Origin of the sequence: Streptomyces sp. NPDC047880 (genome assembly GCF_040706515.1) — a bacterium.
Taxonomy (GTDB): Bacteria; Actinomycetota; Actinomycetes; order Streptomycetales; family Streptomycetaceae; genus Streptomyces.
The window spans coordinates 1-24,939 of sequence record NZ_JBEZOK010000042.1 but is presented as its reverse complement, the minus strand read 5'-3'; the positions used below and the strand labels follow the sequence as shown (position 1 = coordinate 24,939).

Genomic DNA, 24,939 nt, shown 5'->3' with positions numbered 1-24,939 from the left:
CGTCAGTTGGCATTTCGCCTGGGGGAGGACAACGTGTTCAGGGGGATCGACGAGGTCGACTGGGCCTCGCTGCGCCACGCGCACGGCAGCGCGGAGGACGTGCCGGGATTACTGCGGAAACTGGCCTCCGCCGACCCCGCCGAGCGGCAGACCGCGCTCGACGGGATGTACGGCGCCGTGCACCACCGGGGCGACGTCTACGACTCGACGCTCGCCTGTGTTCCGTTTCTCCTGGCGCTCGCCGTCGACCAGGGCGTGCGGGACCGGGCGGAGGTGGTGGAGCTCCTCGTCAGCATCGGCGACATCGCCGGTGCCCGCGGTGGCCTCGGGGCGGCGGTGCGGGACGCCCTGTGCGCGCGTGCCGACGTCTTCGTCCGTCTCGCGGGGGACCCGGACGCCGCTGTGCGCAGGGCCGCTCCGGGCGCGCTCGTGCGGTACGTGGACCGGCCGGCGCGGGTGCTCGCCCTGCTGCGGGAGCGGATCACCGTGGAGCGGGACGACCGTGTCCTGCTCGCCCTCGCGGAGGGCCTGGGCCTGTTCGCCGAGCGCTGTCGCCCGGACGAAGAGGCCCACGCGGCCGCCGCGGTGCGGCTGCTGGCCGGGCTGAGCGGGCCACCTCACGGCCCAGGGCTCCGGCTCGCCGCACTCGGCCAGCTCGCCGGGTGCGCCCCGGACGCACTCCCCACCGATCTCGTACCGACCGTCGTCCGGCTGCTCAGGGACAGATCGCGGCAGCGGGCCCGGGCGCAGCGCCCGTACGACGGCCCCGGTCCGGACACGCTCGCAGGCCGGCTGCGGCGGTTGCGCCCCTCGGACGAGGAGGGCTCCCGGCTGCTGCGGACCCTGCACTCCGGGCTCGACGGCCGGGTGGCCGACCGAGTCGCCCTGCTCTGCGGGCAGTTGACCAGCCCGGCCCCCCTCGACCGGTGCAACGGCGTGTGGATGTCGGCCGCGCTGTTCCGTGCGTGGCGCACCGGACACACGGAAACGGTCCCCCTCATCGGCAACCAGCTGGGCGCGCAGGAGGATTGGTTGCACGACGCGGCGGTCGCGGTCCTGCTGGAGCTCTCCGAACTGGCCGCGCCCGCCGCTGACCAGCTCCACGCGTTGGTCACTTGCCGTCCCGAGCTTCGGATCCGGCACGGGGAGCGGGGTGCCCCGGTCCTGGGCGGCCCGCTCAAGGCGCTGGCCGGGACCGGGGACGCGCGGGCCACGCCGGTGCTGGCCGAGGTGCTGGCCGGTCCGGTCGTACCGCACGACCTGGGGCTGGCCGTACCCCAGCTGGGCCGCGCGGCCCTGCCGCTCGCCCCCGCGTTGCGGCGACGACTCGCCCGCCTGCCGCTCGACGCGCCCGACACCCCCGCACAGGCCGTTCCCCTGCTGTCGGCGCTGGCCGCGCTGGACGACGTCGCGTCCATACCGGCTGTGGTGCGTCTGCTGCGCGGCATGCCGGACGGGCTGCGGCGGCGTGCCGCCGTCACGGACGCGGCGGTCCGTGCGCTCGGCGCGTTCGGCGGCGCCGCGTACGAGGCGGTGCCTGATCTTCGCGCGCTGCTGGGGACCGACTGCGCGGCAGCGGCGGCGGACGCACTGTGGTCGGTCACCGGTGACGCGGAAGCCGTACTTCCGGTGCTGCTACGCGAGTTGACGGACGCGGGAAGCGGCAGGCGGCACCGTGCGGCGGCCGTACTGGGGCGGCTGGGGCCGGCGGCTCGCCCTGCCCTGTCCGGGCTGCGCGCGGTGGCGGATCGGGGGGACGCGCGGGCGCGGACCACGGCGGCCTGCGCGGTGTGGCGGGCCACGGGAGACCCGGAGCGGTTCCTCCCGGTCCTCCGCTCGGCGTGGACGGAGGACCCGTGTACCCGCGCGACCATCGCGGAGTGCGTGTCGGCACTGGGACCGGCGGGAGCGCCCCTGCACGACGTGCTCCGAGCGGAGCTCGCCTCTCCGCGGCGGCACCGCCCCGGCTCCGGCGGCTCCGGCATACGCGAGGACCTGGCACTGCTGCGGGTGTGCCGGGAGGCGGTGGCCGGTCCGGGGCACCGTTAGGGCTCACCCCGCCGTGCGGCCCCACATCGGGCCGAAGCGGGACCACTCCACGGCCCACTGGTCGATGCGGCGGCGCTCCAGGCGGCCGCGCAGGGCCCGCCCGGCGACCAAGGACACGGCCGCCGCGCACAGGCCCGCCACGCCACCGGTCAGTGTGGCCCGTACGCGGGCCTGGGACTCGGTGACGGGCCGGGTGACCTGGCGGCCCTCGGGGTCCGTCCACACGGTGACCGGTGCGCCGGCGGCGCTGCCCGCGGGGACCCTCAGCTGGCCGGAGTGTTCGGAGCCGTCCGCGGCGGTCCACCGTGCCTTCGCCCACACCTGCTCGGCGCGGGCGCGGGCGTTCTCGGGGGCCGTCCCGGGGGCACGCTCGGCGAGCCGTGCCACGAGGGGGCGCCACTCGATGCGTTCCCGGGCCAGTCCGTCCTCGACGGACCGGGCCACGGTCGTGCCGGCGAACAGCCCGAGGAGCACGGTGAGCGTCCACACGCCCAGCACCACCCAGGCTTCCACCCGGTCGGCGCGGCGCTTGAGCGGATTGCGCCGCCAGCGCCACAGCCACACCCTCGGACCACGTAACGCCATCGAAGGCCTCCTCATCACGAGCCGGCGACCATGCCGCTCTCCCCATACGGACGGCGGCGCCTGGATGCTCACTGCACCTACCCGATGTGACGATCGCCGCGGCCGCCGCTCCCGGTGAGGGCCCCGCCGGGGCGGCCCGCGGCACCCGGCGCCCTCGCCGCCGACCCCCCGCTGACCTGCGCCGCAGCCGTTCCGGAGGTGACTGTCAGTGGTCGGGTGCAGACTGGCCGGTGTCCGGGACGAGGGCGTCGACGACGACGCCGCGGAGGTGATCGGCATGACCGAGGTACTGCTCGCCGTGGGGACACGCAAAGGCCTGTTCATCGGGCGGCGGCGAGGTGGTGACGCCTGGGAGTTCGACGAGAGCCCCTACTTCAACGCACAGGCCGTGTACTCGGTCGCCATCGACACCCGGGCCAGGACCCCGCGGCTGCTGGCCGGCGGCGACAGCGCGCACTGGGGCCCGTCCGTGTTCCACTCCGACGACCTCGGCCGGACCTGGACCGAACCGGCCCGCCCGGCGGTCAAGTTCCCCAAGGACACGGGGGCGTCCCTGGAACGGGTGTGGCAGCTGCACCCGGCCGCCGCCGAACCGGACGTGGTGTACGCGGGCACCGAACCGGCCGCGCTCTATCGCTCTCAGGACCGCGGGGAGACGTTCGAGCTGGTCCGGCCCCTGTGGGAGCACCCCACGCGGTCGAAGTGGGTACCGGGCGGCGGCGGCGAGGGCCTGCACACCGTGCTCACCGACGCGCGCGACCCGAAGGCGGTGACGGTCGCCGTCTCGACCGCCGGCGTGTTCCGCACGCTGGACGGCGGAGCGAGCTGGGCGCCTTCCAACTCGGGTGTCTCCGCGGTGTTCCTGCCCGATCCGAACCCGGAGTTCGGCCAGTGCGTGCACAAGGTCACACGGGACGCGGCCACCCCGGACCGGCTGTATCTGCAGAACCACTGGGGGGTGTACCGCAGCGACGACGCGGGCGAGCACTGGACGGACATCGGCGAGGGCCTGCCGTCCACGTTCGGCTTCGCAGCGGCGGCACATCCGCACCGCGGCGACACGGCGTACGTGTTCCCGATCAACGCCGACGCCGACCGGGTCCCGGCCGACCACCGGTGCCGCGTCTACCGGACGGCGGACGCGGGCAAGAGCTGGGAGCCGCTCTCGGCGGGGCTGCCGCAGGAGGACCACTACGGCACGGTGCTGCGGGACGCGATGTGCACGGACGACGCCGACCCGGCGGGCATCTACTTCGGCAATCGCAACGGCGAGGTGTTCGCGTCGGCCGACGACGGTGACAGCTGGCAACAGCTCGCCTCCCATCTGCCGGACGTGCTGTGCGTCCGGGCCGCGCTCGTCGGCTGAGGCAGGGCCGAGGCGCGAGCGGGGCGGGCGTGAGGCGGGGGCGGGGTTGCCCACAGGCGTTGGCCACCGGTTGATCGCCGCTGTCCGTACGGCAGTAGGGTGACGCCCGTGGCACCACGACCCTTGCATGAAATCGTCGAAGCGGGCTGGGCGAAGGCCCTGGAACCGGTGGCCGAACGCGTCGCCGCGATGGGGGACTTCCTCCGCGCGGAGATCGCCGCGGGACGCACCTACCTCCCGGCCGGGCCGAACGTGCTGCGGGCCTTCCAGCAGCCTTTCGACGATGTCCGCGTCCTGATCGTCGGTCAGGACCCCTACCCCACCCCGGGGCACGCGGTGGGGCTGTCGTTCTCGGTGGCGCCGGAGGTGCGGCCGCTGCCCGGCAGCCTCATCAACATCTACCGCGAGCTGGGCGCCGACCTGGGACTGCCCCAGCCGTCCAACGGCGACCTCACCCCGTGGACCCGGCAGGGTGTGCTGCTGCTCAACAGGGCGCTGACCACGGCCCCGCGCAAGCCAGCCGCCCACCGGGGCAAGGGCTGGGAGGAGGTCACGGAGCAGGCCATCCGCGCCCTGGCGGGACGCGGCAAGCCGCTGGTGTCCATCCTGTGGGGCCGCGACGCCCGCAATCTGCGCCCGCTCCTGGGCGACCTGCCCTCCGTCGAATCCGCGCACCCCTCCCCCATGTCGGCCGACCGGGGCTTCTTCGGCTCCCGTCCGTTCAGCCGGGCCAACGACCTGCTGATCCGCCAGGGCGGCCAACCGGTGGACTGGCGCCTGCCGTGACCGGCGCGTCGGAGCAGTCCGGGTTTCTCGCCGTGGACTCCGGCGGCTCCGGCCTGCGGGCCGTGATCGGGACGACCGAGCGCGGACCGCTGGCCCGGCGGGCTTCCGGTGAGCCGGTGCGCACGGGCGAGCGGGGCATCGACCCCGAGGACTTCATGGCGCGACTCGTGCCGCTGGCCGGCGCGTTGACCGCCGAGGCGGGAGCGGTGCCGCTGACCACCGTCGTCATCGGCGCGGCCGGACTGGCCTCCCTGGGTGAGGGGCTGCGCGCCGAACTGCCGGCGGCCCTGGCCCGGGAGTGGGGCGTGCGCAGGGTCGCCCTGGCCGCCGATGCCGTGACCGCGTACGTGGGGGCGCTCGGACCGCGCCGGGGTGCCGTGATCGCCGGCGGTACAGGGCTGATCGCGGTGGGCACCGACCTCACCGGCTGGCGGCGTGCGGACGGCTGGGGGCATCTGCTCGGCGACTGCGGGGGCGGCGCCTGGATCGGCAGGGCCGGTCTCGAGGCCGCGCTGCGCGCCCACGACGGGCGCGAGGACGGCTCGGCCCGGCTGCTGGCCTGCGCGGAAGAGGAGTTCGGGCCCGTCGCGGGGCTGCCCGGCGCGCTGTACCCCCGCCTCGACCGGCCCGCCGTCCTGGCCTCCTTCGCACCCCGAGTGGCCGCCTGCGCGGACGGGGATCCCGTCGCCGCGGGCATCCTGCGTGCCGCCGCCCGGCACATGGCGGACTCCGCGGCGGCCGTGTGTCCCTCCGGCGGTGAGCCGCGTGTCGCCGTCACCGGTGGCCTGTTCAAGCTGGGCGACCCGCTGCTCGGGCCCCTGGACGAGGAGTTGGCCCGGCGGCTCCCGCAGGCGCGGCGGGTACCGGCCGAGGGCGATCCGCTGCACGGCTCCGTGCGTATCGCGGCCGAACTGAGCGCCGGTTCCCTCACCCTGCCGGTGGACGGCAGGACGCTGTCCGTGACCACCCGTTCGGGTGATTGATCCGATCGCGTCCCTTCCGTACGTAACTCATCAGACAAAACGGGACGGATACCGCTCACCTGCACCCTCCCCGAACAGGAGGACCCCAGAAGCCAGTAACATGCGGCGCCATGAGTTCCCCCACTGGGCCCGCGGATGGCCTGCCTGTACGAATGCCGCGCCCCCGCCAGCCCGGACGGCACCGCCGTCCCGAGCCGCTGGTCGCTCCCGAGGGCGCGCCCGCGCTCGTCCTCGCCGTGCCGGGGACGCCCAGTAGCACCACGCGCAGCCTCGCCGAGGAGGTTGTGAGCATCGCCCGCTCCGAGCTGCCCGGCCTCGACGCCCGCATCGGGTACCTCGACGGTGACAACGCGGAGTTCCCCTCGCTGCAGGCCGTGCTGGTGCACGCCGCCGAGGAGCGCACGGCCCGTTTCGAGCAGGCCCGCGCCGCCGGCATGGACGTGAAGACGCCCGACGGGCCCGTCGCCGTCGTCGTGCCGCTGCTCGCCGGTCCGGACGGCTCGCTGCTGCGCCAGGTCCGCCAGGCCCTCATGGAGAGCCGTGTCGCCGCCGAGCTGACCGACGTCCTCGGCCCGCACCCGTTGCTCGCCGAGGCACTGCACGTGCGGCTGTCCGAGGCCGGTCTGGCCCGTGCGGACCGTGCCCGGCTGTTCACCGTGGCGACCGCCGCGGACGGCATCATCCTCGCTTCGGTGGGCGGCGACGAGGCCGTGCAGGCGGCGGGCATCACCGGCATGCTGCTCGCCGCGCGTCTCGCCGTGCCGGTGATGGCGGCGGCCCTGGACCAGGAGGGCTCCATCGCCTCCGTCGCCGAGCAGCTGCGCTCCTCGGGTTCGCAGCAGCTGGCGCTCGCGCCGTATCTGATCGGACCGGAGATCGAGCAGGGTCTGGTCGAGGAGGCCGCGAAGGAGGCCGGCTGCTCCGCCGCCGAGTCGCTCGGCCCGTACCCGGCGATCGGCAAGCTCGCCCTGGCCAAGTACACGACGGCACTGGGCATCGCGCCGCAGCAGGCGCAGAGCACGCCCGTGCGCTGACACGAGACGCTGTCACAGGACGCCGTGAAGGCCCGCTCCGGTCGGGAGCGGGCCTTCGTTCGTCGGAGCCCCGTCGGGATGGGTTGCCCGGCCGGGGCGGTCGCGGGGCCCGTCCTCAGCCGAGGGTGACGCACGAGGCGGCGGTCACCCCGATCGAGCCGCCCCGTCGCGGGACGCCCGTGAGCGGATCGACCGCGAACCAGGTCACGTCGCCGGAGCGCTCGTTGGCGACGTACAGGAAGCCGTCCAGGAAGCCGTCGCCCGCGGTGAGGGCGCGCGGCCAGTGACCACCGCAGTGCACCGTGGTGACGAGCCGCAGCCCCTCACCTTCGACGGCGAGCACGGACAGGACGTCCTCGCCGCGGGTGGCGGTCCACACGAAACGGCCGTCGGGTGAGGCGGCGATGCCCGACGGGTAGGCGTCGCGCGCCGGTGCGCCGGGCAGGACCGGGGCTTCGGACAGCGGCGTCAGAGCGCCTTCCGCCGCGTCCCAGCGGCAGACGGTGACGGAGGGGCTCAGTTCGTTGACGACGTACGCGTACGAGCCGTCCGGGTGGAAGGCCAGGTGGCGCGGCCCCGAGCCGGGGCGCAGCGCGGTCTCCCGGTGCAGGGCGAGGACTCCGTCCGTCAGGGTGCACACCCGCACCGAGTCCGTGCCGAGGTCCACGCTGACGGCCCAGCGGCCGCTCGGGTCGGGCTGCACCTGGTGGGCGTGCGGTCCCTGCTGACGGGGTGCGTGCGGGCCTGCGCCGCTGTGCCGGAGCACGCGCGCGGCGGACCGCACGAGGGTGCCGTCGGGGCGGAGAGGAAGCGCGGTGACGCTGCCGGAGCCGTAGTTGGCGGTCAGGACGTGCCCCGCGAAGAGGCTGAGGTGGGTCGGGCCGCTGCCGTCGACCGGTACGGGTCGCCCGGCCGGCTCGGGCTTGTCGCCGTCCACCCGGTACGCGGCCACCGCGCCCTCGGCGGTCTCGCTGACCGCGTACAGCGTCCCCCCGTCGGGCGCGAGCGCCAGGCAGGAGGGGTCCGGGACCGCGTTCACGCTGCTCAGCGGGGTCAGCGCGCCGGTGCGGGGGTCGACCTCCGCCGTCACGATCCCGGGGCCGCCGGCCGCCGTGAACGACCCGATGAACGCCCGCCACCTGCCGTCCGCCGCCACCGCTGTCCCCTTTCGCCCGCGCAGCCCGGAAGGACCGCGCAGCCGATCATGCGCGGTCTAGACCAAACGGTCAAGGGTGCATCGCCCGGTCGGACCCGGGGCCCCCGGGGGGCACCTTTCAGCCTCGCAGGACCGATGGCCGGCGAGGTGCCCGTCACAGGCCCCAGGGGCGGCGGCGCGCCCGTCGCATCGCGCTTGCCGGGCACGGGGTCCGGCGCCGCCCGGGGCCGGGCCGGTGCCGTCGTCGCGGACCGACAGGTGCAGGGCGCCCTGCCGTTCGTCCAGTTCGACGTGGACGGCCGGTTCCGGCCCCGCGTGCCGCACTGCGGGCCCGCTCCCGCATCCCGACGAGCCCGAATCCCGGGGAGGTGACTGCCGCATCGTGCCGGACCCGGGGCCCGGCGACGCCGTTCAGCCTCGCAGGGCCGGGAGCCGGCGACGTGCCCGTCACACGCCCCAGGGCCCGGCCGCGCGCCCACCGCACCGTGCCGGGCCCGAAGCCTCCCCCCTCGGGGCGGCACCGTCAGGCGCCCACCAGGGGTGAGCCCGACGGTGTGCGCAGGGGGCGGGCCAGATCGGCCAGCGCTCGTTCCAGGCCGTGCAGATGCGCCAGGGCGGGTTCCGCGTGGGGCAGGCCGTCCGCGTGGACCGCGATGTCCCGGCCCTCGGTGAGGGCCTCGACGGCGGCCTCGACCCGCCGGCAGGCGGTGGCGAGACGGGCGTCGTGGGAGGCCTCCGGGTCGGCCGCGACGGCGACCAGACCGCGGATCTCGCGGGCGCAGTCGTCGAGGAGGGTGAGCACGTGCCGGGCCCGCCGCTTGCGGCCGAGCATCGGGTTCAGCGGGTGCACGAGCGGGGCGACCGAGAGCCGTACCCGGGCGAGGAGCTGCTCCAGCTCCGCAACCCGCGGGGCCGGGTCGGCGTCCGCCGCCCCCGCCAGGCGCCGCGCGGTCTCGACGGCACAGGCGTGCACGCAGCGCAGGGCCCGCCGGATCCAGGCGTCGGTGATGCTGTGCGTGGTGACGGGCAGGACGAGGATCACGGCCAGGGCTGCACCCAGCGCCCCGACGCCGGTCTCGGCGAGCCGCAGAGCGAGCAGGTCCGGGCCGAGCACGCCGAGGAGGCCGTACAGCAGTCCGGCGAGCAGGGTGACCCAGAGCATCATCCAGGTGTAGGACACGGCGGCCGTGTAGAAAATGCCGAAGACGCAGACGGCGGCGAGTGCGGCGGTGACGGCCGGATCGCCGTGCACGGGCACGGCAACGATCAGGCCCAGGCCGATGCCGATGACCGTGCCGAGGACCCGCCGGAACCCACGGACCAGGGTCTCGCCGCGCGAGGTGGTGTTGACGAAGATCCACCAGGTGGCGCCGACGGCCCAGTACCAGCGCTGTCCGGACACCAGCTGACCCACGACGAGGGCGAAGCCGGCCCCGGCGGTGGCCTGGACCGCCTGGCGGGTGGTCACCCGGGCCAGACCCGTGCCGCCCGGCGGCACGGGCACGACGGGCGGGGGCAGGCGGCGCTCATAGCACCACAGGCCGAAGCGCACCACGGCGGCGGCGAGGACGGACAGCAGGACCGAGGCGTACAGCTGGGGCAGCTGGTCGCTGGTGGCGTGCAGGAACTGCGCCACGAAGAAGGTCATGAACGCGAAGACGCCGAGGCTGTGCCCGCGCGGCCCCCAGCGCCGCGCGTACACCCCGGCCCCGACGACGGCGAGGAAGGTGAGGTCCCGGGCCACCGGGTGGTCGTGCAGTTCGGCTGCGGCGGTGAGCACGGGCAGGCCGACGGCGGGCAGCAGCGCGGTCGTGACGGCCTGGCCGCGGACCGTGGCGTCGGTGACGGTGAACAGGGCGAGCAGGGCGGCGAGACCTCCGGTGACGGCGCCCGCGAGGGAGTGCCCGGCGAGGCCGCACACGGCGACCGCGAGCGCGATGCCGAGCACGGCACGTGTGGCGAACCGCAGTCGCGTCCGCCCCGGATCCGGAGCCATGAACACCCTCTTCAGCACCGCTTACCGCCCCCTTCGAGACACTTGCCATCAGCGCGCATGAAAAAGGCGCCGCGGGGTCCGCAGCGCCATCGACGTACCCATATCAGCATCCCGGAGGCCAGTGGCTCAACTCGTGCGTTGGGAATTGTGCCATTGGTACAGTCGGAGCTGTCGCCGAACGGCCGCGACAGGGCCAACGGACGAGGAGAAGGCGCCATGCCCGTGGACGAGCTCGACACCCGCATCCTGCGGCTGCTGCTGGAGCAGCCGCGCACGAGCGTGCGCGAGTACGCCCGGATCCTGGGCGTCGCCCGCGGCACGCTCCAGGCCCGGCTCGACCGGCTGGAGCGTGACGGCGTGATCACCGGTACGGCGCCGGCCCTCTCCCCCGCCGCGCTCGGGCACCCCGTGCTGGCCTTCGTGCACATCGAAGTCACCCAGGGTCATCTCGACGAGGTGGGTGACGCGCTGGCGGCGGTGCCGGAGATCGTGGAGGCGTTCTCGATCACGGGCGGCGGAGACCTGCTGGCCCGGGTGGTGGCGCGGGACAACGCTCATCTGGAGGACGTCGTCCAGAAGCTGATCAGCATGCCCGGTGTGGTGCGCACCCGCACCGAGGTCGCCCTGCGCGAGCGTGTCTCCCACCGGCTGCTGCCGCTGGTGGAGTCGATCGGGCGGTCGGCCCGCGGATGATCTTTGAGAGCACGGCCGTATGAGCGGACTCCGCGGCATGTCAGTCATCTTCGACCTCGACGAAACACTCGTGGACAGCGATCCGAACTACTACGAGGCGGGCCGCCGGACGCTCGCCCAGTACGGAATCGCGGACTTCACCTGGGCCGATCACGATCGGTACATCGGCATCAGCACACAGGAGACGGTCGCTGACTGGAGGGACCGCTACGGTCTGCGCGCCCCGGTCGGGGAGCTGCGGACGTGAAGAACCGCCAATACCTGGGGCTGGCCCGCAGCACCACACGCGCCTACCCGCAGATGCGCGCGTTCGTCGAGCTGCCGGCGGCCGAGGGCGTATCCATGGCTGTGGCCTCGGGCTCGTCGCAGGAGGCCGTCGTGGCGGTGCTGAACGGCACCGGCCTGGACGCGCACCTGCACACCGTGGTCTGTGCCGACGAGGTCGCACACGGCAAGCCGGCTCCGGACGTCTTCCCGGAGGCAACCCGCAGGCTCGGCTCGGCCCCGTCCGACTGCGTCGTTCTGGAGGACGCAGCTCCGGGTGCCGCCGCCGCCCACGCCGCCGGCATGCGCTGCATCGCGATCCCGTACGTCCCGGACCAGGCGGGCGCACCGGAGTTCGCGACCGCGAGGCTGCTCCTGCCGGGCGGCCAGGCGCAGTTCACGGCGCGGTCCGCGTACGACTGGCTGGTGAATTCGGCCGATCCGTCCTGATCTCGTCCGACCCGCCCGGCCCGTGGACTCCTTCGGACGGGGCGTGCGAACTTTTTTTCGGCAGGGGTGATTGTTTCGCCCCCGGCGTCCGTACCTCTGGGTGTTGGGCCGTTCATATCCCAGGAGGCACGATGCGCATCTCGCGCAGCACGGCAGGAACCGCGTTCGTGGGCGGTGCGTTGATCCTTACGCTCACCGCGCTCGCCTACCCCAGCATGCTGGGCGTGCAGAACGCGGCTTCCGGCCAGGACCGCATCATCGCCAACACGCAGTGGGGTCCACTGACCGAGGCGGACCGCGACTTCGTGGTGCGCGTGCGCGCGGCCGGACTGTGGGAGTACCCGCTGGGTCAGCTGATCAAGGAGCGGAGCACGTCGCCGGAGATGAAGGAAGTCTCCAAGCATCTGCTCGTGGGGCACGGCCGGCTCGACGCGGGCTGCCGCAAGATCTCCACGGACCTGGGCATCACCCTGCCCAACGAGCCGTCGCCGCAGCAGCAGCAGTTCGTGGCGACGGCCGAGGGCAGCACCGGCAAGGAGTTCGAGTCCACGGCCGTCACCATCATGCGCGTCGCGCACGGGGGCATCTTCCCGACGATCGCCAAGATCCGGGCGACCACCCGTAACAGCCTCGTGCGGGAGCTCGCCGACACGACCAACGACACCGTGCTCGACCACATCACGGTCCTGGAGAAGACGGGGCTGATCAACCAGGAACAGGTCAGCTTCCAGATCACCGCCCCGCCGAAGCTGCCCCAGGACCAGACGACCCCGCCGCCTCCGCAGGCGGGCGCGCCGGTCCGGGTCCTGCCGATCCCCGAGGACCTGAAGGACTTCCAGACGGTCGCCCCGAATCCGTCCTACGGAGCGCCGGCACCGTCTCCGTCGGCCGGCGGCTGAGCGGTCCGGATCCGGGTACGGGGCAGGGCTGCGGTCCGTCCGACGGCCCGTACCTGTCACGAACCACCGTCGTCCCTGCGCCGGCCGGCACGAACGACGGCCGGCGCGGGTATCACGAACCGCGCCCCGCCCCCCGCGCTACGAGCGGCGGCCGGGCCTGCCGCGTCTGTCGCCCTGGGGGCCGCCGCGGCCGCTCTTCCCGGTGCGCTTCGCCCCGGCCGACTTGCCGGGCACCTGCTTGCGCCGGGTGCCGCCCCGGCCCGCGTCAGTGGACTTGCCCTGCGCCGGGGGCTGCTGACGGCCCCGGGTGCTGTTGACCGTACGGCCGCGGACGATGCCGATGAAGTCTTCCACCTGGTCCGTCTTCGCGTCCTCGGGCCAGGCGAGAGCCACGCTCGACTCGGGGGCGTCCGTGAGGGGCCGGTGGGTGAGGTCCTTGCGGTGGTGCAGGCGGGCGAGTGACAGCGGGACGACGAGGACGCCGATGCCGGCCGCGACGAGTTCGACGGCGTCGGCGGTGGTGGCCGGCCGTTCCAGGGCGGGGCGCCCGGGGAGGTTCTCCCATGCGAGGACGTCGTCGAGGGGGTGCAGCACGATGTCGTCGGCCAGGTCTTCCGGCGTCACCTCGTCGACGGCCGTGACCAGGTGGTCCTTGGGCACCACGACAACCGTCTGCTCGGTGTAGAGGGGGATCGCGCTGAAGACCTCGCGGTCCACGGGCGTACGGACGAGGCCCGCGTCGGCCTCGCCGGCCAGCAGCCGCCCGGCCGCCGACCCTGCGGGCACCTGCGTGAGGATCAGCGGGACGCCGGCCTGCCGCTCGTTCCAGATGCGCACCCACTTGTCGGGCATCACCCCGGGGACGTAGGCGAGCCGGAACGAGGGGGTTTCATCCGAGCCTGTCACCTCGCCAGGTTACCGGGCGTGGTCAGGGGTCGTGCACACGCTCGATACCCTGGGAGCCATGACGTCGCACCAGAGCACCCAGACGATGAAGCCCGCGACCGCGGCGAAGAAACTGGGTGTGTACCTTGAGGCCACACCCGCCGAGTTCCGGGAGGGTGTCGTCACGCGTGCCGAGCTGAACGAGCTCCAGGCGAACCCGCCGCAGTGGCTGCGGGAGCTGCGGGAGAACGGCCCGCATCCCCGCCCGGTGGTCGCCGCGAAGCTCGGCGTCTCCATCGCCGGTCTCGCCCGCGCCGGTGTCACCGAGCCCCTCACCACCGAGCAGATCGAGGCGCTGAAGCAAGAGGGCCCCGAGTGGCTGGAGCGGGAACGCGCCACCCAGGCTGAGGTCCGCAAGGAAGCGGCCCGGATCAAGAAGAAGAACGCCGAACGTCAGGCCTGACCGCCGCACCCCCTCGTTCCCTGACGGCCCCCACCGGATGAACGACACTGTTGGCGAAATCCAGGGAGCTGAACGTGACGTCGGCCTTCATGACCCGTTGTGGTCGTGAAGGCCGACCTTGTGTTTGGGGAGGTGCCGGTGTCGTTACAGGCCCAGGAAGAACGATGTCAGCCGCGTGGCTGCGGAGTTCGGCGGCGGCGCGCACGTGCAGCACAGGCAACCGCTGGCGCTGGGGCTCGGTCTGCCTGAAGGCATAGAGACTGGATCCACCGCAAGACCACAACAAAGGCCACCGTCATCTGCGGGAGTCGGCATCGCAGAGAGATCGGCATACTGCCGCCCGCCCTTACTGGTGACGAGGAGAAATTGGCGTCATGTCGACTGCGGTGACCGAATCGAAGCCTTCACAAATGACGCAAAGCAATACATGAGCGACGGCACCGAAACCCGGAGCGTCTTAATCCTCCCTTTCCCCCGCCCGCGTGGCCCATTGGAATAGATCTTGAACGGACCGCCGAGGCAGGAGGAATTGTGCATATTCTGCGAAAGTTCTTCATCGGTATTGCTGCAGTGTCCATGACTGCGGTAGGGGTGATTAGCTCGCCAGCACAGGCGGCGCCGATGCCTGCGGTTTCTCAAGCGATCGATGCCGGGCAAGTTGCAGAGCCGGCCGCCACAGGAAAGTGGAGGATCCGGGTCTCATTCTTTGGGCGAGCGGGCGAGGACCTCCCTCTGCGGCAGGGGGACGCGAACTTCGGATGGGTGCACATCCAAGACAGGCACCCCATGAATGAGACGTCCTTGAACGGATTCATAGATCGAACGCTGGACAATGGCAGGTACGGGCGGCCCCAGGACGGCAAGGTGACCGTCAGGTACCTCACCCCGTCCGGATGGTTCAGGGTAGTCTTCACAGAACGAGAGGACGATCGATCCGGCGACGGTCGCCCCGTAGGCATCATCACTGCTTTCATGGAGTGATCTTCGAAAGGAGGCGGAATCTTGGTAGAGCGTGAGCCGCACGGTGGACTTGATCCGCAGGAATGGCTCGCCGGGTTTCAGGATTCCGCGGAGGCGAGGCTTCGTGGCCAGTTTGCCTCAGAAGAGGACGCTGGCTCTCTGTACAGCCTAGCGCTTGAAAACCGCGAGGACGGCGTTTGGGCGATCGCAACTTTTGCCATGCGTTCGGTTCAGGGTGTTAGATTCATTCGCAGCCAGCGCGTGATGCCCGACTTGAGTTCGGAGTGGGATCCAGATTTTGCGGCCATGCTGTTCGAGACACACTTGATTGAGTGGTTTCACGTGGACGCTAAACGTAAGACACCGGATTCCACCGGTACGGTGCGAAACTAGCGCTGTCGACATTTTCGACAAATCCGGCCCGCTGACTTCTAATCGGCGGGCCGGAGGGCTGCCAGGCGTGATGTGCGAGTGCAGGCTCGCGGGACGCCGGTCCACCAGGCGTTGAGGCGGTGAAAGTTCATCGCAGTAGCGGTGAGCTGGTGCTGCAGCTGGGCCTTTGCCAAGCCGTGATACCGGCATCGCCGCAGGCCGAGAGCTCGAACTCCCTGGGAGATCGTGCCTTCGACACCGGCCCTGTGCGCGTACTGCTCCTTCCACTCCTGGGTGCCTTCCTGAGCCCGCGCCTGCTGGATCACCTCATACTCGGCCCGCGGGCGGAGAGTGATCCGGCGCCCCATATCCGACTTGCTGTTGGAACGGGTGCACTGCTCTCGGGCTTTGCAGGGACGGCAGGCAGCCGTCGGGAACCGTGCCCGGACCACGGCGGTACCTTCCTGAGAGCGATCTTCGACCCATCGGCTGCTGGTCGCACCGTTGGGGCAGGTCACTTGGCGATTCTCCCAGTCGATGGTGAAGTCGGCCTGCGAGAAGCCGCCGCCGTCCTTGGTCTGCCAGCTGGTGGCTGCGAGGATCGGGCCCACCAGGTTGACCTTGTGGGCCCGGCGGGCGGTGACCACTTCCCGGGCTGTCGCGTAGCCGGCGTCGACCAAGTGCTCGTCTGGCAGGAGGTCGCGCTCGGCGAGGTGAGCGTGGATCGGGGCGACCAGGCGCACGTCTTGGACGGTGGAGTCGGTCGTGGCGACATACGTGATCAGATTCGGGCTGTCCGGCGCGCAGGTTTCGGTGAGGTGGACCTTGTAGCCGTCCCAGAAGGTGCCGCGCTTCACGCTTCCGCGTGCGTCGGTGTCGTAGGGCGTGACCAGCCGGTCCGCGCCTGGCGGGCGGTCTTTCAGGTCCCGGCGGCGTACCTGCCCCTCGTCGACGAAATACTGCTGGATCCACATCTGCCGCAGGCTCTGGACCCGGTCGAGCAGCCGTAGGGACGCGGGAGCGCCCGGCCCATGCAGGGCCGCCAACAGCCCTAGTCCGTCGGCGCCGATCTGCTCGATCAGCTCAGCCTGTTTGGCCTTCCCCTTGGGCAGGCGGGCGTCTTCGAACCGGATCGCATACCGGTCGAACCAGTCGGACGGAACCCACTCGGCCAGCCACTCCGGCTCCCGTGCGGCCACGCTGTTCAACGCGGCCCGCAGGGTCTCACCGAGCCGCACCAGCCCGTTGATCTGCCGCGCGGCGGACAGCACGATCGTGGAGTCCGTGCGGGCACGGCCGCCGGCCTTGAGCAGGCCGTGCTCCGCGGCGGCCTCAAGGACCCTGTCGAGGAGCTGGATCCCGGCCTCTCCCGTGATCAGCCGGTCCCTGAACTCGGTGAGCACCGAGTGGTCGAACCCCGGATCGGCTAGCTCCAGTCCGAGGAGGTACTTCCAGTCCAGCCGCCCGCGAACCGCGTCCGCGGCCTGCCGGTCCGAGAGCCCCTCGGCGAACTGCATGACCGACACCAGCGCCAGCCTGCCCGGCGACCAGGCCGGCTTTCCCCTGCTCGGGTACAGCCCGGCGAAGTCTGCGTCCTGGAACAGCTCGCCCAGCTCATCACGGATCCGCATCGCCAGGCTGCCCTTCGGGAACGCCGCCCGCGCCACCCGGGCCGTTTCCTCAGGAACCCCATCGACCTGCCTGGCGTGCAACGACACCGACACCCTCCCCAAACACAACGTCGGCCTTCACAACCACAACGGGTCATGAAGGCCGACGTCACGTTCAGCCCCCTGGATTCGCCAACAGTGTCGATGAACCGGTGGGGGCCGTCGCTGCTTCCTCGGTGTTCCCGGGCGTCGTGTGGCATCGGTGAAACCTCTCGGCCATGTCTTGACATGGCGAGGAGGCAGGCCCTCGACCCGGTCGGGATCGTCGAACAGGCCCGGCTGATGCAGGAGCGCCACGGCTTCCGGTCGTTCAAGCTCAAGGGCGGTGTCTTCCCGCCCGACGAGGAGATCGCCGCGATGCGGGCCCTTGCGGACGCGTTTCCCGGCCTGCCGCTGCGGCTGGACCCGAACGTGGCCTGGACGGTGGAGACGTCGAAGTACTTCGCCCGTGAACTCGACGGTGTGCTGGAGTACGTGGAGGACCCGGCCAAGGGCGTCCCCGGCATGGCGGAGGTGGCGAAGGACTCCCCCATGCCGCTCGCCACCAACATGTGCGTGATCGCCTGGGAGCACCTGAAGCCGGCCGTCGAGCAGGACGCGGTCCAGGTGCTGCTCACCGATCACCACTACTGGGGCGGGCTGCGGCGCACCCGTGAACTGGCCGCCGTGTGCGAGGCGTTCGGGCTCGCCCTGTCGATGCGCTCCAACTCGCACCTGGGCATCAGCCTCGCCGCGATGACCCATGTCGCCGCCGCCATCCTCAACCTCGACCACTCCTGCGACACGCACTACCCGTGGAACTCCGCGGACGACGTGATCGTCCCCGGTGTGCTGGACCTGCGCGACGGCGCGGTCGAGGTGCCCACCGGGCCGGGACTGGGAGTCGAGCTCGACCACGACCGGCTGGAGCGACTGCACCGGAGATACGTCGACTCGGGGACGCGCGTCCGGGACGACACCGGCTACAGGCGGCGGTTGCGGCCGGATTACGAGCTGAAGCTCCCCCGCCGGTGACAGTCGTGCGGGACGCGTACGAAGTCGATCGCGGTTGTCCGGGACGTGCCGTCGGTTGCCTTCTTCCGACCGGGACCGGCATGCCCCAAACGCCACGCCGCGCCACCCCTTCCGGCCCGTAGAAATATCTACCAGCATGGCTACGGCCGGGCGGCACGCGGACCCCCGCGGGCCACCGGCCGTGTCCAGCGCGCCCGACCGCGGCGCCACCGACTGTGCCTGGGGTGGCCATGCAGAGCGTCATGTGGAAGCAAGCCGTCGAGTGGCTGGCAGCGGCCGCCACGGACCCCCAGGAGTGCAAGCGGGAGTGGGACTACGGCGCGGGGACCATGCTCGTGGAGGCCGGACGCTACTGGGACGTGCTCAGCGTCCCCGACCGGCTCGGCCTGCTCGCGCTGGACATACTGTGGCGTGATCCGCTGAAGGTGCCCGGCCCCACCCTGGTGGACTGTGCCGCACGCAGAGTGGGGTTCTTCCTGCCGCCCGACCCGGTCAGCGAGTGGGTCGGTTTCGGCGTACGGCACGTGGGCCGGGGCTCCTGGATCGCCGTGCCGCCGCCGTACCGGCCCGCCGGACGGCTGGAGTGGCTCGTCCCGCCGGACGGCACCGGTGCCCTGCACACGGCCGTCACGCTCGAGTCGGCCCTGCGGGAGGCCAGCGGAACCCTCGCGGTGCTGGCGCCGGTCAGCGCGGAGCCGGTGGTGACGGACGGCTGGTGAGACGGGCGCCGGACGACGACCCCGCCACCCCGGAGTGCCGGCCGGAGGCGGGTCGGGCGGCGGACGAGGGCGCGGCCGTCCCCGGGTGGCGGCCGGAGCCCGGGCGGGATCCGGCCGGAGCGGCGGGACCCGGATGCCGGCCGGCGGGCGGGTGCGGGGCGGCGGCCGGGTGAGGGCCGGTGACCGGATGGCGGCCGGCGGCGGAGTGAGGGCCGCTGGCCGAATGCGAAGCGGTGCCCGGATGCGGGGCGGCGGGGGTCACCGGGGCCATGTGCCGGCCGGAGGTCCATGCGGTGACGGCGGTCCAGGTCTCGCTCTCGGCCGGCGCGGCGAAGGAAACCCACTGGCCGTCGCGGTGTTCCGGGATTGTGTGGCCCCGTGCCTCCCACTCTGCGACCAGAGCCGCGTAGATCGGCGGATGTCCCGCGTATCCGCTGGTGAGTTCGGCGTACGAGCGGGGTGCGGCGTCGTTCCCCGGAAGGCGCCGCGCCGTCTCCGTGCTGTCCATGCCAGGGGAACGCGGCGCCGCGCGGCGCCGGTACGCGGGCCGGGCCCCGTCCGTCGGGTCGAGTGAACCCGTCACCCGGACGGCGGAACCCGCGCACCGGACAAACATCCAGTCGGGATTCGCCCGTTCAGAACGTCTCACCCGGGTCCGGCGGAATTCTCGACCGGGACCGGCACCTCCGGTAACACTGACCTGACGCCGAGAATCCGGTACGACGGCAGGGAGAGGCCATGTCACAGCGCCCTGACCTCACGCGGCGCAGGGCCGTGCTGGAGCACGAGTGGTCCCGCTGGGTGCCGCGGCTGAGCGTGCCGGGCACGCGGCCCGGCGGCACCGCGACGCTGCGCCACGAGGTGACCGAGTCCTGGGCCCGTTCACTGGGCAGCGTGGACCCCGCCCGGGACAGCGCCCCCGTCACCGACGGCGGCCGGGTCCACCAGCGCTGGACGTCCTCACCGCTGTACGGGCCGGTCTCCGGGCTCGCCGGGGAGCTGCACAGCATCGCCGAGGACGCCGGGTTCGTCACGGCCGTCACCGACGAGTCGGGCACCATCCTGTGGACCTGCGGCGGCGCGACCATGCGCCGCAGGGCCGAGCGGGTCAACTTCGCGCCGGGCGGCCGCTGGGACGAGCAGGCCATGGGCACCAACGCCCTGTCCCTCGCCCTGCGGACCGGGCGCCCCAGCTCCGTCTTCTCGGCCGAGCACCTGGTGTCGGCCCTGCACGGCTGGGTCTGCTACTGCGCACCCGTGCGCGGCGGGGACGGACGGGTCCTCGGCGTACTGGACCTGTCGACGACCTGGGACCGCTCGCACCCCCTGGCCATGTCCACCGTCCGCTCCCTGGTGTCGACGATCGAGGCCCGTCTGACCACCGAGGTGTCTCCTCCGGCCCGGCTGCGGATCACGTGCCTGGGCTCCGAGCAGGTCCTGCACGAGACCCGGCCACTTCCCCTGCGCCCCCGGCAGTTGGAGATCCTCACCCTCCTCGCCCTCGAACCCGGGGGCTTCTCACCGCAACGGCTGCGCGCAGCCCTGTACGGCGACCGGCCGGTGACGCCGTCCACCTTCAAAGCGGAGATCTCCCACCTGCGCCGGGCACTGGGCGGGGCGATATCGGCCCGCCACTACGCCCTCACCACACCGGTGTCCTGCGACGCCGCCGACGTCCTGCGCGCGCTGGAGCAGGGCGACACGGACACCGCCCTGGGCCACTACGGCGGCCCGCTCCTGCCGCACTCCGAGGCCCCCGGCATCGAGGAGTGGCGCACCCGCCTCGACGTGGCGGTACGCGAGGCCGTGCTGGCGAGCACCCGCCCGGAGCACGCCCTGCGCTACGGCGAACGGGCCCCGTACGACGCGCAGATCCACGAGCACGCGCTGCGGCTGCTCGGCCCCGACGACACGCGCCGCGCGATCGCGAGAGGCCGGCTGACGGCCTCCCTGCGCGACTGACATCCGCGTCCCGCGGCGCCAACCTTGCGCCAACCTCCCGGGAGCACAGTGAGGGACATCGCAACCCGCCCCGCCCTTCACCGAGGAGAGCCGCCATGGTGTACGCGCAGCCAGGAACCGAAGGAAGCATCGTCTCCTTCGCCCGTCGCTACGACAACTTCATCGACGGCAACTGGACGGCGCCGGTCGAGGGCCGCTACTTCGAGAACCCGACACCGGTGACCGGCAAGGCCTTCTGCGAGGTCGCCCGTTCGACCGCGGCCGACGTCGAGCTCGCCCTGGACGCCGCGCACCGGGCGGCCGACCGGTGGGGCCGCACGTCCACGGCGGAACGCGCGAACGTCCTCAACAGGATCGCGGACCGCATCGAGGAGAACCTGGAGAAGATCGCGGTCGCCGAGACGTGGGAGAACGGCAAGCCGGTCCGCGAGACCCTGGCCGCCGACATTCCGCTGGCCGTGGACCACTTCCGGTACTTCGCGGGAGTCGTCCGCGCGCAGGAGGGCAGCATCGCGGAGATCGACGCCGACACGGTCGCGTACCACTTCCACGAGCCGCTGGGTGTGGTCGGGCAGATCATCCCGTGGAACTTCCCCATCCTCATGGCCACGTGGAAGCTCGCACCCGCGCTGGCCGCCGGCAACTGCGTCGTCATCAAGCCGGCCGAGCAGACTCCGGTCAGCCTGCTCTACGTCATCGACCTGATCGCCGACCTGCTCCCGCCGGGCGTGGTCAACGTCGTCAACGGCTTCGGGGTGGAGGCCGGCAAGCCGCTGGCGTCCAGCCCGCGGGTGGCGAAGGTGGCCTTCACCGGGGAGACGTCCACGGGCCGCCTGATCATGCAGTACGCGAGCGAGAACATCATCCCGGTCACCCTGGAACTGGGCGGCAAGAGCCCGAACATTTTCCTGCCCGACGTCATGGCCGCCGACGACGACTTCCTGGACAAGGCGATCGAGGGCTTCGTCATGTTCGCCCTCAACCAGGGCGAGGTCTGCACCTGTCCCTCCCGCGCGCTGATCCCCTCCTCCATCTACGACGAGTTCATGGCCCGCTGCGTCGAACGCACCCGGGCGATCGTCGGAGGCGACCCGCTGGACCCGGCGACCATGATCGGCGCGCAGGCGAGCAACGACCAGTACGAGAAGATCCTTTCCTACCTCGACATCGGCAGGAAGGAGGGCGCCGAGGTCGTCACGGGCGGCAGCACCCGCGCGGTGCCGGGCTTGGAGGGCGGCTACTACATCGAGCCGACCATCTTCCGCGGCACCAACGACATGCGGATCTTCCAGGAGGAGATCTTCGGTCCGGTCGTCTCGGTCACGACGTACGACTCGGTCGACGAGGCCCTGAAGATCGCCAACGACACGTTGTACGGCCTCGGAGCCGGCGTCTGGACCCGCGACGGCAACGCGGCCTACCGCCTGGGCCGCGAGATCAAGGCGGGCCGCGTCTGGACCAACTGCTACCACGCGTACCCGGCCCACGCGGCGTTCGGCGGCTACAAGAAGTCGGGGATCGGGCGCGAGACACACAAGATGATGCTCGACCACTATCAGCAGACGAAGAACATTCTTTGCTCCTACAGCCCTCGGAAGCTTGGCTTCTTCTAGAGCCTGAAGTCGGTTGCCTGGAGGCGTCGTTGCGCTCCAGGCAACCCCCTGCGGCGCAGCCGCGGCTTCGCCGGCGACGGCACACGGAGCGCGCGGCGTCCAGCGGATCCTGCATGTCGGCCACCATGCGGGCCAAGCCGGTGCCCCGCCAACCGGCCCACCGCGTCATTCCAAAGGAATGCGAAACTCGAATTCGGGACGGTCCCACGGCACGGCGGGCGGGTTCGCGAGCGCGGTCCCGGTCCGCACCGCACCAACGCGGTGGTAGAAGTCCTCGGCGGGAAGATGCGACACGACCTTGACACGGTCGAGCCCGGCGGCACGGGCCTCGGACTGCATGTGGGCCACGAGCAGCCGTCCGATACCCCGCCCTTGCGCTTCGTCGGCGACGAACAGCAGGTCGAGCTCCGGAGGAGCGAGGACGAGCGAATAGAACCCGAGAACCCGGCCGCCATGCTCGTCGGCGCCGACGGCCACAAAGACGCGGTGCGCCTCGATGTAATCAGGACCGACCCGGTAGCCCGCGACTGCGGCTGCGTACTTCCCCTCGTAGGCGCCTGAGCCACGCACGAGCCGCGTGAGCCGTTTGGCATCCCGCGCAAGGGCCCTCCGTATCGTGATCGGCTGGCTGATCGGAAACGGGCGTGAACTCATCGGGCGAGTATTTCGCACCGGGAGTGCCTCTGTACGGCGGGTCGGCTGCTCGGACAGGCGTTCCTGCACCGCTTCCGGAAACCGCTCCCCAGGCCAAGATCCGGGCCCGAGTCGTTCGGTTGACGATCCAGACCGATGTCGCCCGCCCTACCGTATGGATTTCTCCGGTCGGATTCCCGGGCTGACCGCCTCCCCGCCGCGCCAGGCGCACGGTCACCCGGGCGTGACGCCGTCCGGTGCACCCCCGCCGATCTCCGGTCCCGCGTATCGGTCCAGCAGCGTGGACGAGGACACCGCCCGGCAGTCCGGGAAGCCGCTCTCAGCCGCCGCGCCGCACTCGGGCCGCCTTGCGGGCCTCCGCGAGCTTGCGGGCCTCGCTGCTCTTGCGGGACGACGACCTGCCACCGGAGGAACCGCTCTTCGCGTCCTTGGTGCTGCCCAGGCCGCCGAACGGGACGTTGTGGTTCTTGGGGCGCGGTACGGCCGGCCCGCCGTCGAGAGGCTTTCCGGAGGGAGCCTTGGCACCGGTGATCCGGCTTAGCTCCGCCTCGCCGGACCGCACCTTGGTGACCTTGGGGGCGACGTCGGCGTCCGCCATGACCTGGCTCGTCTCGCGGCGCTGTCCCGGCAGGACGAGTGTCACGACGGTGCCGGAGCGGCCAGCCCGGGCCGTGCGGCCCGCGCGGTGCAGATAGTCCTTCGGGTCGGTGGCCGGGTCGACGTTGACCACGAGGTCGAGGTCGTCGACGTGCAGGCCGCGTGCGGCGACGTTCGTCGCTACCAGCGCGGTGATCTGCCCGTTCTTGAACTGGGCCAGAGTCCGGGTGCGCTGCGGCTGGGACTTCCCGCTGTGCAGGGCGGCGGCGGCCACGCCGCTGGCCCGCAGATGCCGCGTGAGCTGGTCGACGCCGTGCTTGGTGTCCAGGAACAGCAGGACGCGGCCGTCCCGAGCGGCGATCTCCGTGGTCACGGCGTAACGGTCCGGGCCGTGCACGACGAAGACGTGGTGCTCGATCGCGGAGACGGCGCTCGACGAAGGGTCCACCGAGTGGACGGCGGGGTCGCGCAGGTAGCGCTGCACCAGCTGGTCGACGTCGCTGTCGAGGGTGGCGGAGAACAGCATCCGCTGCCCGTCGGGACGCACCTGGTCCAGGATCCCGGTGACCTGTGGCAGGAACCCCATGTCACACATCTGGTCGGCCTCGTCCAGGACCGCGATGCGCACCCGTCCCAGTCGGCAGCCCTTGCGCTCGATGAGGTCGTGCAGCCGACCGGGCGTGGCGACGACGATCTCGGCGCCATCCCTCAGCACGGCGGCCTGCCGTCCGATGGACGTGCCGCCCACCACGGTCGCGAGCCGCAGTCGCAGCGCCTCGGCGTACGGGGTGAGCTCCTCAGCGATCTGCTGCGCCAGCTCCCTGGTGGGCACCAGAACGAGCGCCAGCGGCTCTTTCGGCTGCGCGCGCTGCCCGGCTGTCCGGGCGAGCATCCCCAGGCCGAAGGCGAGCGTCTTGCCGGATCCCGTGCGGCCCCGGCCCAGGACGTCCCGTCCCGCGAGCGCATTCGGCAGCGCCGCCGCCTGGATGGGGAAGGGCACAGTCACACCCTGCTCATCGAGCGCCCGCAGAGCCTCGGCCGGCAACCCCAGCTGGGCGAAGGACGCCGCCGTGGGCACTGCCGAAGTGGCGCCCGACGCCTCGGACACATCGCCCTGCTGCCGGGCATCGGCACGTGTTGATTCGCTCACAGAGAGCCTTCCTCCGAAGGGACCGTACCGAGGAAGGCGCGGCAGAGACGCGGCCGCCGACCAGAGACGCCCAACGGAGCACCGACACAGCGACACAGCAAAAGCGGAACGTTAGCACGGGGCACACGGTCCGGGCCTCCGGTGCCGCGCCACTCAGCCGAGGAGCGGATCAGGCTGTGTACCAGCAGCAGAGGCACCGGCAAGTCCCCCTCGCCACCGGCGGACGGTCCCAGGAAGATCACGTTCTCCTTCCCGACGACGAAGTCCAGCGTCCCCCAGATAGGCGATGAGCTCGCATCTCACCGGCGGTCAGTCGTCGAAGTCGAAGTCCTCCAGCGACTTGCGGGAGGGGAACGGGCCGTGCTGCCGCATCCCGCAGGGCCGGGGCCTACTACGCTTTGGTCGGATAGATCACTTCGGAACCGACGTCGCGGCTACGTCTGAGAGCCCAGGTCGGCCGAGGCGAGGACGGTGTCACTGCCCTGGGCTGACCTCGACGCCAGGACTCTGTCGTCTGGTGCGGCGCTAGGCCGTTTCTGATGGCTCTTGGTGGGCTGGGTGGATCTCGTGGTGGGCCGGGCAGGATGCCCGTATGGTGCGGCGACACGAACTCACGGAC

General features: G+C 71.9%; 19 protein-coding genes and 2 pseudogenes. 14 read left to right on the top strand and 7 right to left on the bottom strand.

Features of this window, described 5'->3' with window-relative positions:
- Window positions 1–33 precede the first annotated feature (33 nt).
- Window positions 34–2,049: a HEAT repeat domain-containing protein gene (locus AB0937_RS37400; protein WP_366718491.1), complete on the top strand. Its 2,016-nt coding sequence runs from the start codon at window positions 34–36 to the stop codon at window positions 2,047–2,049.
- Between the two features lie 3 nt (window positions 2,050–2,052).
- Here AB0937_RS37400 and AB0937_RS37395 read toward each other — a convergent pair whose 3' ends face one another.
- A complete protein-coding gene (locus tag AB0937_RS37395) occupies window positions 2,053–2,634 on the bottom strand; it encodes a hypothetical protein (protein ID WP_366718489.1) in 582 nt (193 codons plus the stop codon).
- A 208-nt stretch (window positions 2,635–2,842) separates the two neighbouring features.
- Here AB0937_RS37395 and AB0937_RS37390 point away from each other — a divergent pair, with 208 nt between their 5' ends.
- The 4 genes from AB0937_RS37390 to AB0937_RS37375 all read left to right on the top strand — a co-directional run bounded on the left by AB0937_RS37390 (window position 2,843) and on the right by AB0937_RS37375 (window position 6,803).
- On the top strand, window positions 2,843–4,000 hold the full coding sequence (locus AB0937_RS37390; RefSeq protein WP_366718487.1) for an exo-alpha-sialidase: 1,158 nt from the start codon (window positions 2,843–2,845) through the stop codon (window positions 3,998–4,000).
- A gap of 108 nt (window positions 4,001–4,108) precedes the next feature.
- Window positions 4,109–4,786 (top strand): uracil-DNA glycosylase, encoded by a 678-nt coding sequence (locus AB0937_RS37385; RefSeq protein WP_366718485.1) that lies wholly within the window; start codon window positions 4,109–4,111, stop codon window positions 4,784–4,786.
- Complete coding sequence (locus AB0937_RS37380) at window positions 4,783–5,769, top strand: BadF/BadG/BcrA/BcrD ATPase family protein (RefSeq protein WP_366718483.1); 987 nt, start codon at window positions 4,783–4,785, stop codon at window positions 5,767–5,769. The genes AB0937_RS37385 and AB0937_RS37380 overlap by 4 nt, the downstream gene beginning before the upstream one ends.
- 110 nt (window positions 5,770–5,879) lie before the next feature.
- Window positions 5,880–6,803, top strand: coding sequence for a hypothetical protein (locus tag AB0937_RS37375; RefSeq protein WP_366718481.1), 924 nt, complete (start codon window positions 5,880–5,882; stop codon window positions 6,801–6,803).
- 115 nt (window positions 6,804–6,918) lie between these two features.
- Here the strand turns inward: AB0937_RS37375 and AB0937_RS37370 are convergent, their stop codons facing one another.
- Both AB0937_RS37370 and AB0937_RS37365 read right to left on the bottom strand, forming a co-directional pair.
- Window positions 6,919–7,959, bottom strand: coding sequence for a lactonase family protein (locus tag AB0937_RS37370; protein WP_366718479.1), 1,041 nt, complete (start codon window positions 7,957–7,959; stop codon window positions 6,919–6,921).
- 523 nt (window positions 7,960–8,482) lie between these two features.
- Window positions 8,483–9,973: an FUSC family protein gene (locus tag AB0937_RS37365; RefSeq protein ID WP_366718478.1), complete on the bottom strand. Its 1,491-nt coding sequence runs from the start codon at window positions 9,971–9,973 to the stop codon at window positions 8,483–8,485.
- 198 nt (window positions 9,974–10,171) lie between these two features.
- Between AB0937_RS37365 and AB0937_RS37360 the strand changes: the two genes are divergently transcribed.
- The 3 genes and pseudogenes from AB0937_RS37360 to AB0937_RS37350 all read left to right on the top strand — a co-directional run bounded on the left by AB0937_RS37360 (window position 10,172) and on the right by AB0937_RS37350 (window position 12,261).
- The gene (locus tag AB0937_RS37360; protein WP_366718476.1) at window positions 10,172–10,648 is read left to right on the top strand and encodes an Lrp/AsnC family transcriptional regulator; all 477 of its coding nucleotides are present in this window, start codon (window positions 10,172–10,174) and stop codon (window positions 10,646–10,648) included.
- 19 nt (window positions 10,649–10,667) lie between these two features.
- Window positions 10,668–11,362, top strand: a pseudogene (locus AB0937_RS37355) (HAD family phosphatase).
- Between the two features lie 131 nt (window positions 11,363–11,493).
- Entirely contained in the window at window positions 11,494–12,261 is a 768-nt protein-coding gene (locus tag AB0937_RS37350) for a DUF4142 domain-containing protein (RefSeq protein ID WP_366718474.1), read from the top strand.
- Window positions 12,262–12,399: 138 nt separating this feature from the next.
- Here the strand turns inward: AB0937_RS37350 and AB0937_RS37345 are convergent, their stop codons facing one another.
- A complete protein-coding gene (locus AB0937_RS37345) occupies window positions 12,400–13,167 on the bottom strand; it encodes a LysR family transcriptional regulator substrate-binding protein (RefSeq protein ID WP_366718472.1) in 768 nt (255 codons plus the stop codon).
- A 58-nt stretch (window positions 13,168–13,225) separates the two neighbouring features.
- Here AB0937_RS37345 and AB0937_RS37340 point away from each other — a divergent pair, with 58 nt between their 5' ends.
- Together AB0937_RS37340 and AB0937_RS37335 are read left to right on the top strand one after the other, a co-directional pair.
- On the top strand, window positions 13,226–13,609 hold the full coding sequence (locus AB0937_RS37340; RefSeq protein WP_366718470.1) for a DUF5997 family protein: 384 nt from the start codon (window positions 13,226–13,228) through the stop codon (window positions 13,607–13,609).
- Window positions 13,610–14,611: 1,002 nt separating this feature from the next.
- The gene (locus tag AB0937_RS37335) at window positions 14,612–14,962 is read left to right on the top strand and encodes a hypothetical protein (protein ID WP_366718468.1); all 351 of its coding nucleotides are present in this window, start codon (window positions 14,612–14,614) and stop codon (window positions 14,960–14,962) included.
- A gap of 38 nt (window positions 14,963–15,000) precedes the next feature.
- Here AB0937_RS37335 and AB0937_RS37330 read toward each other — a convergent pair whose 3' ends face one another.
- Complete coding sequence (locus tag AB0937_RS37330; RefSeq protein ID WP_366718466.1) at window positions 15,001–16,659, bottom strand: IS1182 family transposase; 1,659 nt, start codon at window positions 16,657–16,659, stop codon at window positions 15,001–15,003.
- Window positions 16,660–16,851: 192 nt separating this feature from the next.
- Between AB0937_RS37330 and AB0937_RS37325 the strand changes: the two are divergent.
- From AB0937_RS37325 to adh, 4 genes and pseudogenes are all read left to right on the top strand, one after another.
- Window positions 16,852–17,625, top strand: a pseudogene (locus AB0937_RS37325) (enolase C-terminal domain-like protein); the annotation flags it as partial.
- A 230-nt stretch (window positions 17,626–17,855) separates the two neighbouring features.
- Window positions 17,856–18,344 (top strand): hypothetical protein, encoded by a 489-nt coding sequence (locus AB0937_RS37320; RefSeq protein ID WP_366718527.1) that lies wholly within the window; start codon window positions 17,856–17,858, stop codon window positions 18,342–18,344.
- A 738-nt stretch (window positions 18,345–19,082) separates the two neighbouring features.
- Window positions 19,083–20,306 (top strand): transcriptional regulator, encoded by a 1,224-nt coding sequence (locus AB0937_RS37315; RefSeq protein ID WP_366718464.1) that lies wholly within the window; start codon window positions 19,083–19,085, stop codon window positions 20,304–20,306.
- Window positions 20,307–20,401: 95 nt separating this feature from the next.
- Entirely contained in the window at window positions 20,402–21,919 is a 1,518-nt protein-coding gene (gene adh, locus AB0937_RS37310; protein ID WP_366718462.1) for an aldehyde dehydrogenase, read from the top strand.
- Between the two features lie 165 nt (window positions 21,920–22,084).
- On the opposite strand, the gene AB0937_RS37305 is transcribed toward adh, so the two are convergent.
- Both AB0937_RS37305 and AB0937_RS37300 read right to left on the bottom strand, forming a co-directional pair.
- Complete coding sequence (locus tag AB0937_RS37305) at window positions 22,085–22,573, bottom strand: GNAT family N-acetyltransferase (RefSeq protein WP_366718460.1); 489 nt, start codon at window positions 22,571–22,573, stop codon at window positions 22,085–22,087.
- Between the two features lie 319 nt (window positions 22,574–22,892).
- Window positions 22,893–24,278 carry a DEAD/DEAH box helicase gene (locus AB0937_RS37300; protein WP_366718525.1) on the bottom strand — a complete coding sequence of 462 codons (1,386 nt, stop codon included), beginning with the start codon at window positions 24,276–24,278 and terminating at the stop codon, window positions 22,893–22,895.
- Window positions 24,279–24,939: the final 661 nt, after the last annotated feature.

What these genes read in the sequence shown, in the direction of transcription:
- AB0937_RS37395 (WP_366718489.1), bottom strand. Translation starts at nt 2,634, where the DNA reads ATGGCGTTACGTGGTCCGAGGGTGTGGCTGTGGCGCTGGCGGCGCAAT.
- AB0937_RS37375 (WP_366718481.1), top strand. Translation starts at nt 5,880, where the DNA reads ATGAGTTCCCCCACTGGGCCCGCGGATGGCCTGCCTGTACGAATGCCG.
- AB0937_RS37360 (WP_366718476.1), top strand. Translation starts at nt 10,172, where the DNA reads ATGCCCGTGGACGAGCTCGACACCCGCATCCTGCGGCTGCTGCTGGAG.
- AB0937_RS37350 (WP_366718474.1), top strand. Translation starts at nt 11,494, where the DNA reads ATGCGCATCTCGCGCAGCACGGCAGGAACCGCGTTCGTGGGCGGTGCG.
- AB0937_RS37340 (WP_366718470.1), top strand. Translation starts at nt 13,226, where the DNA reads ATGACGTCGCACCAGAGCACCCAGACGATGAAGCCCGCGACCGCGGCG.
- AB0937_RS37320 (WP_366718527.1), top strand. Translation starts at nt 17,856, where the DNA reads ATGCAGAGCGTCATGTGGAAGCAAGCCGTCGAGTGGCTGGCAGCGGCC.
- AB0937_RS37315 (WP_366718464.1), top strand. Translation starts at nt 19,083, where the DNA reads ATGTCACAGCGCCCTGACCTCACGCGGCGCAGGGCCGTGCTGGAGCAC.
- adh (WP_366718462.1), top strand. Translation starts at nt 20,402, where the DNA reads ATGGTGTACGCGCAGCCAGGAACCGAAGGAAGCATCGTCTCCTTCGCC.
- AB0937_RS37305 (WP_366718460.1), bottom strand. Translation starts at nt 22,573, where the DNA reads ATGAGTTCACGCCCGTTTCCGATCAGCCAGCCGATCACGATACGGAGG.